This is a genomic window from Staphylococcus sp. GW823-FHT05F06 (genome assembly GCF_058795495.1).
In genome coordinates this window covers 126,462-139,353 of record NZ_JBXAHW010000004.1, presented here as the reverse complement: position 1 = coordinate 139,353, position 12,892 = coordinate 126,462, and the positions used below count along the sequence as shown (strand labels likewise).

11 protein-coding genes and 1 pseudogene are annotated in these 12,892 nt (G+C 33.7%); 6 read left to right on the top strand and 6 right to left on the bottom strand.

Translation table 11 applies throughout. The annotated features are described in order from the left end of the window. Positions 1–175: 175 nt before the first annotated feature. Entirely contained in the window at positions 176–367 is a 192-nt protein-coding gene (locus AC1Q7N_RS04290) for a hypothetical protein (RefSeq protein ID WP_001831457.1), read from the top strand. Between the two features lie 282 nt (positions 368–649). Here the strand turns inward: AC1Q7N_RS04290 and AC1Q7N_RS04285 are convergent. Then, positions 650–946 (bottom strand): annotated as a pseudogene (locus AC1Q7N_RS04285) (DUF1413 domain-containing protein). Between the two features lie 187 nt (positions 947–1,133). On the opposite strand from AC1Q7N_RS04285, the gene AC1Q7N_RS04280 reads away from it, so the two are divergent. After that, entirely contained in the window at positions 1,134–1,826 is a 693-nt protein-coding gene (locus AC1Q7N_RS04280) for an SDR family oxidoreductase (protein ID WP_001831420.1), read from the top strand. A gap of 88 nt (positions 1,827–1,914) precedes the next feature. Continuing rightward, positions 1,915–3,171 (top strand): acetylornithine deacetylase, encoded by a 1,257-nt coding sequence (locus tag AC1Q7N_RS04275; protein ID WP_080296709.1) that lies wholly within the window; start codon positions 1,915–1,917, stop codon positions 3,169–3,171. Positions 3,172–3,338: 167 nt separating this feature from the next. On the opposite strand, the gene AC1Q7N_RS04270 is transcribed toward AC1Q7N_RS04275, so the two are convergent. Beyond that, the gene (locus AC1Q7N_RS04270) at positions 3,339–5,504 is read right to left on the bottom strand and encodes an RNA degradosome polyphosphate kinase (RefSeq protein ID WP_047500621.1); all 2,166 of its coding nucleotides are present in this window, start codon (positions 5,502–5,504) and stop codon (positions 3,339–3,341) included. A 62-nt stretch (positions 5,505–5,566) separates the two neighbouring features. Further along, entirely contained in the window at positions 5,567–7,099 is a 1,533-nt protein-coding gene (gene ppx, locus AC1Q7N_RS04265) for an exopolyphosphatase (RefSeq protein WP_002489160.1), read from the bottom strand. A gap of 313 nt (positions 7,100–7,412) precedes the next feature. Between ppx and AC1Q7N_RS04260 the strand changes: the two genes are divergently transcribed. Next, a complete protein-coding gene (locus AC1Q7N_RS04260; RefSeq protein WP_001831606.1) occupies positions 7,413–8,231 on the top strand; it encodes an SDR family oxidoreductase in 819 nt (272 codons plus the stop codon). A 162-nt stretch (positions 8,232–8,393) separates the two neighbouring features. Here AC1Q7N_RS04260 and AC1Q7N_RS04255 read toward each other — a convergent pair whose 3' ends face one another. Both AC1Q7N_RS04255 and AC1Q7N_RS04250 read right to left on the bottom strand, forming a co-directional pair. Further along, complete coding sequence (locus AC1Q7N_RS04255) at positions 8,394–8,582, bottom strand: hypothetical protein (protein WP_002456665.1); 189 nt, start codon at positions 8,580–8,582, stop codon at positions 8,394–8,396. Between the two features lie 16 nt (positions 8,583–8,598). Next, positions 8,599–9,675 carry a M42 family metallopeptidase gene (locus AC1Q7N_RS04250; protein WP_002500576.1) on the bottom strand — a complete coding sequence of 359 codons (1,077 nt, stop codon included), beginning with the start codon at positions 9,673–9,675 and terminating at the stop codon, positions 8,599–8,601. Between the two features lie 183 nt (positions 9,676–9,858). Here AC1Q7N_RS04250 and AC1Q7N_RS04245 point away from each other — a divergent pair, with 183 nt between their 5' ends. Beyond that, positions 9,859–10,326, top strand: coding sequence for a YehR family lipoprotein (locus AC1Q7N_RS04245; protein ID WP_002500575.1), 468 nt, complete (start codon positions 9,859–9,861; stop codon positions 10,324–10,326). 52 nt (positions 10,327–10,378) lie between these two features. Here the strand turns inward: AC1Q7N_RS04245 and AC1Q7N_RS04240 are convergent, their stop codons facing one another. Next, positions 10,379–11,956 (bottom strand): FMN-binding glutamate synthase family protein, encoded by a 1,578-nt coding sequence (locus AC1Q7N_RS04240; protein ID WP_002500574.1) that lies wholly within the window; start codon positions 11,954–11,956, stop codon positions 10,379–10,381. 144 nt (positions 11,957–12,100) lie between these two features. Between AC1Q7N_RS04240 and lnsB the strand changes: the two genes are divergently transcribed. Beyond that, positions 12,101–12,883: a CPBP family lipoprotein N-acylation protein LnsB gene (gene lnsB / locus AC1Q7N_RS04235; RefSeq protein WP_002500573.1), complete on the top strand. Its 783-nt coding sequence runs from the start codon at positions 12,101–12,103 to the stop codon at positions 12,881–12,883. Positions 12,884–12,892: the final 9 nt, after the last annotated feature.

Below are 12,892 nucleotides of genomic sequence, written 5' to 3'. Positions count from 1 at the left end.
GTGGAATAAAGATTTACAGAATTAAAAAGAAGTAGCTAAATTCTTAGATAATTATTTTTCTTTATAAACAAATAAGTGATACTTTTGTGAAATGTATCACAAAATGCTTTTAATTTACATAAAATGATGTAATATATGAAGTGTAAGGAAAGAGTAAATTATTGAGGTGATGACTATGAGAAATGCTATAGAAGAATTAATCTTCTCCGATGTAAGTAGTTATGACATCTATGTAAACACAGGCGTTAACCAAGGGTTGGTTGGAGACATTAAAGATGGATATTTGACGATTGATTCTATCCCGTATATTGATGCTGAAAGATTATATTATTATAGTTTAGAGCGCAAAGCCCTCGTTACAAGTTGATTTTTAACGAACTCCCACAATGTTGAACTCGCTTGCTCTCAAAGAGTAATTGAGGGCAAAATTGACACTCTATATACCCCTAAAATCTAAATTAATGTGTTAGGAGACCGTAACTTACTACCCCTGTGAGTTATGGTCTTCATTTTTGATCTGTGATTCAACGATGATTTACATTAATTTTAATGTGTCATATTTTCTCACACAAAATATCCAATGATTCCATCAAATATTTTATTTCTCAACATATTTTAGTCATCACAATGCAACCTGTCTTGATAATTATTAAACGTTTCGACCTCTAGGATTTCTAGAGTCTTCAGCCTGTTTAAAGTTTTTTACGGCATTGTAAGCATAAATAATATTAAACAACTTATTTTTAGCATCGTTTTCACGTGAAAATGTCATACGTATATACTCTCGCTTGTTCACTTCGCATCAAAATGCTTTTTCTTGTTTCTGACGTTCTGCTAGCGATAATGCGCACCATTATTCATTTGAAAATAACTCTTCAAAACGAAATTCAAAAGCAGTACGATGATTATTTTCACCTAGTTTTAATACCCGTTCATAAAACGACATTACTGTTTCTCCTAAAGTTTGACTTTTATTCTTTAGTTACTATGTTTTCTTTATAATGAAAATGACTAAATATATGTTTGATTCTTTTGTTTAAAGTTGATTTCTAAATCACATTAATGTCCTATTCTCTAACAAAACGTTATGATAAAGATGTTCAAAATAATTCTATGATAAGGAGTAATGATGTATGGCAAAAGTTAAAGAGAAAGTTGCAGTCGTTACAGGTGCGAGTAGCGGTATAGGAGAGTCGATTGCCAAAAAGTTAAGTCAACAAGGTGCATCAATAGTTCTGGTTGGTCGTAACGAACAACGTTTAAACGAAATAGCCCAGCAATTAAATACCCCGACTAAAGTTGTTTCAGCAGATGTCACTGTAAAATCGAACATAGATGATATGTTAAAAGCTGTAATAGACCATTTTGGTCATATCGATATTGTTGTGAATAGCGCAGGTCAAAGTTTATCATCTAAAATTACAGACTATAATGTTGAGCAGTGGGATACTATGATAGATGTAAATATTAAAGGTACACTCCATGTTTTACAAGCAACATTGCCTTATTTGTTAAAACAATCTAGTGGGCATATCATCAATCTTGCATCAGTATCAGGATTTGAACCAACAAAGACGAACGCCGTTTATGGTGCAACAAAAGCAGCAATACATGCAATCACACAGTCTCTTGAAAAAGAATTAGCACGTACAGGTGTTAAAGTGACTAGTATTTCACCAGGAATGGTTGATACCCCTATGACGGAAGGTACTGATTTTGGGGAACGCAAAAAACTTGAAGCACAGAATATTGCTGATGCTGTAGTATATGCTTTAACACAACCTAGTCACGTTAATGTTAATGAAGTAACGATAAGACCTGTTTAAATGATGACATTTCTCTATTTAAAATAGCATTTTTGTTTCATGTTACACTTAAATTGTTACGTTTGAATTCAACCACTTTACACAAAGGATGGGATATCAATTGGATAAACGTCAATTTGAAATTTTAGATATGCTAGTGAGATTTAATACTGAAAGTCCACCTGGACGTAATACAGATCCATTGCAAGATGAAATCGAAACGTTACTTAAACAACTGGATTTTTCAATACAGAGAGAACAGTTATACGACAATGATAGTGTGATAGTAGCTACCTTAAAAGGGCACAATCCTAAAGCGCCAAAACTGATATTGAATGGACATGTTGATGTAGCTTCTGTAGATGACGATCAATATTGGCAGTATCCACCTTTTAAACTTACCAACAAAGAAGAATGGTTATACGGTCGTGGCGTTAGCGATATGAAAGGTGGTATGTCTTCATTATTCTACGTCTTGGAGCAATTACATCAAGAGGGGCAACGTCCAGAAGGTGATATTATTGTTCAATCAGTAGTCGGTGAAGAAGTAGGTGAAGCAGGAACTAAACGTGCATGTGAAATAGGACCTAAAGGTGACTTAGCCCTTGTCTTAGATACGAGTGAGAATCAAGCACTTGGGCAAGGTGGCGTGATTACCGGATGGATTACAGTTAAAAGTAAAAATACAATACATGATGGTGCGCGTAGTCAAACGATACATGCTGGTGGGGGCTTGTTTGGTGCAAGTGCCATTGAAAAAATGACAAAGGTGATTCAATCGCTTAATGAACTTGAAAGGCATTGGGCTGTCATGAAGAAGAGCCCTGGAATGCCTCCAGGTGCGAATACAATTAACCCAGCTGTCATAGAAGGTGGACGTCACCCTGCATTTATTGCAGATGAATGTCGATTATGGATTACTGTTCATTACTTACCGAACGAAAGTTATGAATCTGTAGTTAATGAAATAGAGCAATATTTAAATAAGGTTGCAGAAGCAGATGTATGGCTCAGAGAGAATCCACTTGAATTTGAATGGGGTGGTACATCCATGATTGAGGATAAAGGAGAAATCTTCCCAAGTTTCACTGTTCCGACACATCATCCAGGTTTTAAGCAATTAGAAGAAGCACATGAACATATTCATAATAAAAAGCTTGAACATGGTATGAGTACAACTGTAACTGATGGAGGTTGGACAGCACATTTTGGCATTCCCACGATATTATATGGCCCAGGTAGTTTAGAAGAGGCACATAGTGTAGATGAGAAAATAAAAGCAAAGGAATTAGCTCAATATAGTGATGTTTTATATACATTTTTAAAAGAGTGGTATGCACACCCACAATCCTATAAATCATCATAGATAAAAAAGAGGTACAAGCACGACCTTTTATACTCACAAAATGTTGAGTTAAAGTGATGTGTTCTGTACCTCTTAATTATTATAAAGAATAACAAGTTGTATATTTATAAAAAGATATTTATTAATTTCGTGTTCATTTCATATAAAATACAATTGTCAAGGTGAGTTTATCTTTTAAATGTACTTTTTAATTTTCGTATCCAACTACCACCACGTCTAGAATGAACGGGTTGTCCAGAAGGTTGTACCGATTGTTTTTTTAGTTCTTCTCCATACTTAATTGCTTCTTGCATCAAGTAAGATTGAGAGTTTAAAGGAGATGAATTGTTTTCGACATAATGATAAACGCCTTGTGCATCTTGGTAACGACCTTTTTGGTTGTCAGATAATTGTAAATTCATATAGTTAACTAATCGTTGTCCTATTGATTTATCTTCAACAGGGAATAATATTTCGACACGTTTAATCATATTACGTGTCATAACGTCAGCTGAAGATAAATAAATATGCGCCTCACCATTATTATGGAAGTAGTAAATACGTGAATGTTCAAGCAAACGACCCACAATACTAACAACCTCTATATTTTCGCTAATACCTGGAATGCCTGGTTTAAGACAACATATACCACGAATGATGAGTTGTATTTTAACGCCTGCTTGGGATGCTTCGAAGAGCTTTTCGATAATCGTTTTATCGGTTAAAGAGTTCATTTTCATCATAATTTTACCGTTACCATGTTGTAAATGACTACGTATTTCTTTATCGATACGATCAATGAAGACGTCTCGAATATCGTATGGTGCTACAATCAATTTATTGTATTCTGGTTTTGTTGAGTAACCACTCAAGTAATTAAAGAAGTTAATTGCATCCTCAGCGATATCTTTATTTGTCGTGATGATACCCATATCTGTGTATAATTTAGCAGTTTTATCGTTATAGTTACCTGTGCCTAAATGAACAAATGACGTAAGTTTATTGTTGATGCGTTTAACGACTAGCGCAATTTTACTATGCGTTTTTAGATGTGTCATACCATAAATAACGTGACAGCCAGCATCTTCTAACATACGTGCCCAATGTACGTTATTTTCTTCATCAAAGCGTGCTTTTAATTCTACGAGCACCGTTACTTGCTTGCCGTTTTCAGCGGCTTCTTTTAAGCTGTTAATAATCGGCGAATCCTTACTCACTCGATACAAGGTTTGTTTGATAGCGATTGTATTTGGGTCATCTGCTGCTTGTCGAATAAAGTCAACTATTGGTTCAAATGATTCATACGGATGGTGGAAGAATATATCTCTTTCTAATGATAATTGATAGATATTCTTGTTGCCTAATGATCTAGGTGGTTGAGGGGTATATTTCTCATACGTTAAATATTTGAGCTTATGAGATAGATGATCAACCAATCCAAATAAGAATGTTAAATCAAGTGGACCATCTAAATAATAAATATCATTATCTTCAATTTCTAATTGATCGATTAACCATTCTACGTTCTCTTTTTCAGAAGTGCGACAATCTAATTCTAAACGTACAGCCGAACCACTCTTACGTTCTTTTAAGAAACGTTCAATTTCTATAAGCAAGTCCTCAGCGCCATCTTCATGAATGGTTAAATCTGCATTACGTGTGATTCGGAAAGTAAAAGTATTTAGTACTTCGTATCCTGTAAATAAATAATTGATGAAATACGTAATCACATCTTCTACCATGACAACGTATTGTTTTGTACCCTCATTTAAAGTTAAAAAGCGTGGAATTAATGAAGGAATTTGAACGATAGCTGAATTAATGGCATCTTCCGTATCGATATCAACAAAAATATTTAAACTTTTATTATTTAACTTTGGAAATGGATGATACGCATCAATGCCTAACGGAGTGAGTGTCGGCAGGACACTTAACTTGAACTCTTTTTCTAATTTTTCTATCAATGCATCTGATAAGTCTTCAGGTTTTACCATCTCAATATCGTAATTGGCTAATTCTTTAATTAATTCGTTATAACGTTGATATTGAGTGTTCACATAGTCTGTATTTTTAATTTTAATAGCATCAAGTTGTTCTTGAGGCGTCATTTGTGCTTTATTTTCAGGTTTGTCATATCCCATTTTGACTTGGTCTTTTAACCCAGCCACTCGAACCATAAAGAATTCATCTAAATTTGAACTGAAGATAGAAATAAAATTAAGTTTTTCAAGCAACGGATTATTTTTATCATATGATTCTTGTAATACCCTATAGTTAAAATCTAGCCAACTTAACTCCCTATTGTTGTAATACTGCGGTAAATTAATATCTTTTTCTCCCAATCGAGTTTGCATACTATACATACACCTCATTAATTTATCTTTATTATGCACCAATCTAAAATATCATAATAATTTTAAGATTTTGTAAATATAATAGAAACCTTACCTTTTAATATTTTTTCAATATGCTTTTTCTGACGATTTGCTTGGTATTCTTCTGCAATAGGTGAACCTTTGTAATAAACTAATAAATCGTATTTGTCATCTTTCTTTGCTTTTAGTTTAACTTCCTCTACAAAACTAGTATGTGAGATATTCAAGGTGTTTGCAAATTTAATAATCCCCCCTAAAGCTTGTATTGTATCTATTTCTTTATTACTAAACCACTGTGTTTCTTTGCAATAAAATTTAAGTAAAGATTTGTTTTTAAAACTAGCTAACAAAGCTAATTTCACACGATCTTTATGCGAAAAGCCGTTAATCATTGAATTTGCGATTAAGTAATACGTATTTGGTGAACTTGAGTCTGAATCAATGAAACTACCTAGGTAATAAATGTAGGCACCTTCAATAAATAATTCTTTTTCCATTGCTGAAATATTAAGTGATCGTTCACTTATAATTTGATTCAATAAGGATTGAGCTAATTTCACACGACGATTAGCACTCGTTTCTTCAATATGATATTCATTCGCTAAATGACGTAATGCATCTTTACGTACGTTACTTTTATTAAACTCATCAGGATATCGTTTGCTGATGTGGTTCATAATAAATCCTTCACGAATTCCTTTTCTTGAGAAGGTGAATTGTGTGGCGTCAATTTTTTTGAAAAGTGTTTTAAAGACGGAGATAGCCGGCAGAATAATATCGACGCGATCGCGACTTAAACCGTCTAAATTTGTAAGTTCATCGCGAGAACTTTTACGGATTAGATCATAAACATTGTTAATATCTTTCGAAGTCATCGTATAGTTATGAACGCCACCGATTGGGTATGCATGCGCTGATTGATGAATGCGTGCAACATTACGTGCAGAACCACCTACTCCTACAAGTGCAATATGTTGATTGGATAGCCAGTCTAGCTGACTAAATTGCTCACGTAAAAACTGTTCCATATTTTTAATGGCTGTTTTGTCATTGTGTGCTTTATCACCAAAAAACTGACGCTTAAGTGATACCACGCCGAATGGAAAGCTATGAGCCTCTTTAAGTTGTTTGTCTTTGAAAAGGGTAACTTCGGTAGAACCGCCACCGATATCGACAGAAATTCCATTTTCAATATCAGTAGTATGTGTAATCGCATAGTAACCGTAAAATGCTTCATCTTCTTCAGGTACAATTTGAATTTCTATATGAATATCTTGTTTAATTTCTTTAATGATAGCTTCACGATTTTTTGATTGACGGATAGCAGCTGTTGCGATGGGATATAATGCATCAACGTTAAATTTATCCGCAACTTTTCTAAAACTGCTTAATGTTTCTTTTAAAACATGAATACCTTCATCATTCATTTCATTGGACTTAGTGAGATATTGACTTAATCGTGCAGGTGTCTTTATATTCAGTATTTCATTGAGCCCAGTTTTTTTATTGTAGCCAAATATAACAAGTCGAATCGTGTTGGAACCAATGTCTATCAAACCAATTCTTTCTTCCATGTTTGCCTCCTATAATTGAAACAATGCGTTTAAAATAATCCCTATTTAATTTTATTGTACATGATATAGATAAATTGAAAAGAACTTACAGTTAATTTTTCTGAAATATTTAAGATGATTGATAAGTAATTATATTTAAAAATTAATATTAGAAGTTAAGTGGTTTTCGGAAGTGTATTGACTCCCTAAAAAATAATAGGTTTTCCGTCTTATTCTTATCACTGTTTAAGGTGATTCACATCGTGGAAAACTAAAAACTAACATGATACTTAATTATATTAAGTATGTACAAGTGATAGGAGAGTGAGTTTGGATGGAACGTTTAGAAAACAAAATCGCAGTGATTACTGGTGCGAGTACTGGTATTGGACAAGCATCAGCCGTGGCGTTAGCAAAAGAAGGAGCACATGTGTTAGCGCTTGATATATCAGATCAATTAGAAGAAACTGTGCAGTCTATTAATGATAATGGTGGGAAAGCAACTGCATATCGCGTAGACATTTCAGATGATAAACAAGTCAAACAATTCTCAGAAAAAATAGCACAAGAATTTGGACATGTAGATGTTATTTTTAATAATGCGGGTGTAGATAATGGCGCCGGACGTATTCATGAGTATCCAGTTGAAGTGTTTGATAAAATTATGGCTGTTGATATGAGAGGAACGTTTTTAGTAACTAAATTTTTATTACCTTTAATGATGAAACAAGGTGGTTCTATTATTAATACAGCTTCATTCTCTGGACAAGCTGCGGATTTATACCGTTCAGGGTATAATGCTGCAAAGGGCGGTGTCATTAATTTCACAAAATCTATCGCTATAGAATACGGACGTGAAAATATTCGTGCTAATGCCATAGCACCTGGAACAATCGAAACACCACTTGTTGATAATTTAGCAGGTACATCAGATGAAGAAGCCGGACAAACATTCCGAGAAAATCAAAAATGGGTAACACCATTAGGTCGACTAGGAACACCGGATGAAGTCGGGAAACTTGTAGCATTTTTAGCTTCCGATGATAGTTCATTTATAACTGGTGAAACTATTCGTATAGATGGTGGCGTTATGGCTTATACATGGCCTGGAGAAATGTTAAGTGATGAAAGTTGGAAAAACTCTACTAAATAAAATTATAGAAAATAATGCATGCCTAAGACATCATTTCTTGTCTCAGGCATGTTTTAATATATTGTCAGGTAATCAATGAAATAAATTTAATTTTTGTTATTGAGATGTGGTAGTAAATTCTCATATGAATGTTAACTTAATTCATTTGTGCTCTGGTAATGCTTATTCTGAGCAGTTTTCACACAATTTATACTGTGCATCAGCCCAACTTGATAAGTGAGTATAACCTTTTAATTCTTTAGTATTGATTTTGATGGTAATATTTTCATCATTATTGAGTGTCTTACCACATTTTGAACAAGTCATAGCTCCAAATATAGTCTTTTTAGCTTTATTACCAGTAGAAAACATGATACGCCTCCTTCATTTACCACATAAGTGCTTGATAACTGTCATCATTTAATGATCGAACAATCTCAGTAATTAAGCGCACTGAATTTGTATAATCATCAATGTTGAGCACAGATACATTAGAGTGCATATATCTTAATGGTACGCCGATTGTAATCGTTGGGATACCTTCATTGGCTACATGAATGCTACCTGCATCTGTACCACCACCAGGTGTTGTTGCCCACTGTACTGGAATATTATGATGCTCAGCAACGTCTTTAATATGTTTGCGCAAACCATCGTGAGCGATACTAGTAGCATCCATTAATATTGCTAATGGACCATCGCCCAACTTACCTTCATTTTTTTCACTCGTCATACCTGGAACATCGTATGCAACCCCGACGTCCACCGCAATTGCTAAATCAGGTTTAATCAAATTTGCTGCAACTTTAGCACCACGTAAACCTACTTCTTCTTGTACAGTTGCACCGGCATATAAATTGATGTCTATGTTTTCATCTTTTAGTTGTTGAAGTACTTCAACAGCGAGTGCACATCCATAGCGATTATCAAAAGCTTTAGCAGTTAAGTATTTATCATTCGCTAAAGATTCAAATTCGCTATAAGGTGTAATCATATTACCTAATTCGATTCCCGCTTCTTTCGCTTCTTCTTTATTAGGCACACCAATATCGATGTACATATTTTTAATATCAACTGGTTTTTTGCGTTCTTCCGGCGAGAGGGCGTGTGGAGGTTTAGAACCAATAATTCCACGTATCTCTTTGCCACTTTCAGTAGTAATCGTCACTTTTTGAGATAACATGACTTGATTCCACCATCCACCAATTGGCGTGAAATAAATGTATCCTTGTTCATCAATTTGTGTAACGATAAAGCCAATTTCATCTAAATGGCCAGAAATCATTAAAGATTTAGTTCCATGAGTAGCATTCTTTTTACCAAAAATACCACCTAATTGGTCTTCAACGATATCATCGCTCACAGGTGTTAAATAATCTTTCATTAAAGATTTAACTTGCATTTCATGTCCAGAAATACCATTAACATCTGTTAAAGATTTAAGTAACGCTTTAGATTCTGGCATAGTCATTCCTCCATTAATAAGTCTTTAAGAGTAGTATAACATTCTAAGTAGTGAAATTCTGAATACCATGTTTATAGATGTTTAAATTTTCGAAATAAAAAGATATTTATCTTCATATAAGTAACATATTCAAATTAAAGATGATATAATTAACATGATTAAAGATGAGAGAAGGCGACTACTATGAAAAAAGTCATATCGCTTTTAGTAGTATTAGTTATAAGTGCTGTATCTCTTTCGGCATGTGGGAAAGAACGCACAAAAACTTATGAAGGCGAAGTCAACGGAAAGCAAGTGATTACATCTTTGACATACAAAGATGATGAAGTTCTCAAACAATCTACTATAGCAACAATTAAATATGATGATTTAGGCATCGATAAAGATGAAGCTAAACAAATGTTTAAAAATGATGAACAAGCATTCAAAGGGATAGACGGGGTTACATATAAAACAGATTATAAAGAGCGAAAGGCCATCGAACATATCGATATTGATTATAAAGATGCGGATATAGATCAGCTTAAGAAAAATTTAGGTTTCATATCATCAGATGCCAAAAAAGGTGACCATGTGAGTGTGGATAGGGTTGTTAAACAACTCAAACGTAATGGTTTAAAAGATAAAAGTAAAATGAATGAAGATAATTAAATTGAAAATGAGCGAGACAGCATTCTGTCTCGCTCATTTTCGATGTTGTGATTTAAGAAATTAATTTAAGTTTATAATCCTGAATTGACGTTGTAGTGCCATCTAATTGTCTATAGATAATATGGTCGGAAGTAATCTCCGTTGGACTATGAACGCCTACAGCTGCAGCGATGTTAAATAAACCTTCATGCAAACTTGTAACATAATTTGTAACACGGTATTGTTTTTCATCAACAATAAGTCCCTTTTCTTTTTTAGGATCGGTTGTTGCTACTCCAACTGGACATGTATTTAAATGACATTGTTGGCTCATGATGCATCCTACACTTATCATCATACCTCTAGCAATATTGACGAGATCCGCACCTAATCCTAATGCAATTGCGATTTTATCTGGAGTCACTAATTTACCGGACGCAAAAATTTTAACCTTGTTTCTTATGCCATACTTTTCTAACATACTTGAAACGATAGGAATTGCTGTAAATAACGGTAAACCAACACCATCTTCAAGCTCTTGGAAGGTAGCGCCTGTACCACCTTCACCACCATCAACAGTAATAAAGCTTGGATAGGTGTCTATCTCTACCATTGTTTTAACTAACGCCTCTATTTCTTCAACTTTACTGACAACAATTTTGAAGCCGACAGGTTTTTGACCTATCGATTGTAAATGATTAACGAAATTCAGTAAATCTGTTGGATTTTTAATAAAATCAAAACGATTAGGTGAATTAATAGTTTCATATGGTTTCACATTTCTAATGCGTGCAATCTCTTCTGTGACTTTGTTTCCCTCCATATGTCCACCACGTGTTTTAGCACCTTGAGCTAACTTAATTTCAAATGCGCGTACATTATTGTGTTCGACAAGATTGATAAACATGTCTCTATTAAAATTGCCATCATGATCTCTTACCCCAAAGAGTCCTGGACCAATTTGATAGATGATGTCACCATTACCTTTCAAATGATATTCAGATAATCCACCTTCACCTGTATTCATCCATGTACCAGCTTTAGCTAACCCCATTGACAGTGCAGTAATTGCATTTTTACCTAAAGCGCCATAACTCATCCCAGATTGACCAACTAAGCGTTTGATTTTAAAGGGATGCTTAAGGTTAGAGCCCAATACTACTGCATGTTCATCAGTTAAGAAAAACGGATCAACCTGAGCGCTTTTTCTGTATTCTTCTCTACTAAATAGGCGCTCATTCTCAATATGATATAAGAATGTAGAAATGAATTCAGTATGATCGATATGTAATTCAGTTGCTTGAAGTGGGAACATCGTATTTTGAATATAAAATCCCTCTAAGTAATCTTTCCCTGTACCAAAACTGGTCATTCTTGATTTATATTTTCCAGCTAAAACGATGTTTTTATAATCACTTCGTGAAAAAGGTTTTCCTTCATTATCGTTAGCGAAGAAATATTGTCTTAATTCCGGACCGATTTTTTCAGAAATATAACGGATTCGACCCAAAACAGGAAAATTTCTTAGTACACTGTGTTGATTTTGACCTTTGTCTTTAAATAACCAAATAACCCCAAGAATCATAATCGTTAATAACACAATCATGATGATAATATTGACTATGAATTGCATGACAGTTAAAACTGACATAAACAATACCCCCTAAAAACGTTTTCAATATTATGATACAACAATGTATGCGTTTTACAATGAAAGTCTAATAGAAAAACATTAAAATTATTGTACGGCTATATTAAGATGAAAATAAATGTTTTATGCGAGAAGAGGGACAATATGGATATTAAACAATCTTCAGAGAAACAAGGTCGACCGCATCATTTATCAGACAGTAGGACAGTTTTAAAAAGAAATTTTATATTAATACCAGCTTATATTTTATTACAAAGTATCGTACCAATCATTGTTGTTTTCGGCTCATTAGGCATCACTGCCATGATAACACAACAGGCACCACCACAATGGTTGTATCATTGTTCATTGAGTTTAAGTTTTGTGATTGCTCAAGGTCTAATATTAGTTATCTTTTATAAAATGCATCAATCTGTAATAAATGATGTGATGAAGCAACAATGGATAGTTGCAAAGAATAAAATAATTAAAATTGTAATAGTTGCGATTGTCGTATATTTATTATTACTTATAATTCGGGTGATTGGAACATCATTACCTAATCATTTAAGTTATCATCTCACGCAATACGAACAACGTACGCTAGGGCTATTTAAATCACCATATGTGTTGTTAGTTACTTTTATATCCATGGTATTCTTACGTCCAATGGTAGAACAAATCATTTATAGATATCTCATCATCCATGAATTAGGAAAAGTATGGAATAGACAATTTGTAATTGGTTTGTCTATTGTTATTGAAACGATCGTACATGTTTACGACATGGCATCGATTTTTGAAATTTTTCCATATATCGTTATTGCTTCAGCAGCTACAATACTATATATTAAATCGCGGGATAATTTAATTGTCGCTTATATATTTCAAGTGATTTTGCAATGTATCCTTTTTATAGAAATTTTATGTAAGTATACCAACTTTTAAGAAGAAAAG

Coding starts and splice junctions, on each gene's coding strand:
- AC1Q7N_RS04290 (WP_001831457.1), top strand. CDS start 176: ATGAGAAATGCTATAGAAGAATTAATCTTCTCCGATGTAAGTAGTTAT.
- AC1Q7N_RS04280 (WP_001831420.1), top strand. CDS start 1,134: ATGGCAAAAGTTAAAGAGAAAGTTGCAGTCGTTACAGGTGCGAGTAGC.
- AC1Q7N_RS04275 (WP_080296709.1), top strand. CDS start 1,915: ATGGGATATCAATTGGATAAACGTCAATTTGAAATTTTAGATATGCTA.
- AC1Q7N_RS04270 (WP_047500621.1), bottom strand. CDS start 5,504: ATGCAAACTCGATTGGGAGAAAAAGATATTAATTTACCGCAGTATTAC.
- ppx (WP_002489160.1), bottom strand. CDS start 7,099: ATGGAAGAAAGAATTGGTTTGATAGACATTGGTTCCAACACGATTCGA.
- AC1Q7N_RS04260 (WP_001831606.1), top strand. CDS start 7,413: ATGGAACGTTTAGAAAACAAAATCGCAGTGATTACTGGTGCGAGTACT.
- AC1Q7N_RS04255 (WP_002456665.1), bottom strand. CDS start 8,582: ATGTTTTCTACTGGTAATAAAGCTAAAAAGACTATATTTGGAGCTATG.
- AC1Q7N_RS04250 (WP_002500576.1), bottom strand. CDS start 9,675: ATGCCAGAATCTAAAGCGTTACTTAAATCTTTAACAGATGTTAATGGT.
- AC1Q7N_RS04245 (WP_002500575.1), top strand. CDS start 9,859: ATGAAAAAAGTCATATCGCTTTTAGTAGTATTAGTTATAAGTGCTGTA.
- AC1Q7N_RS04240 (WP_002500574.1), bottom strand. CDS start 11,956: ATGTCAGTTTTAACTGTCATGCAATTCATAGTCAATATTATCATCATG.
- lnsB (WP_002500573.1), top strand. CDS start 12,101: ATGGATATTAAACAATCTTCAGAGAAACAAGGTCGACCGCATCATTTA.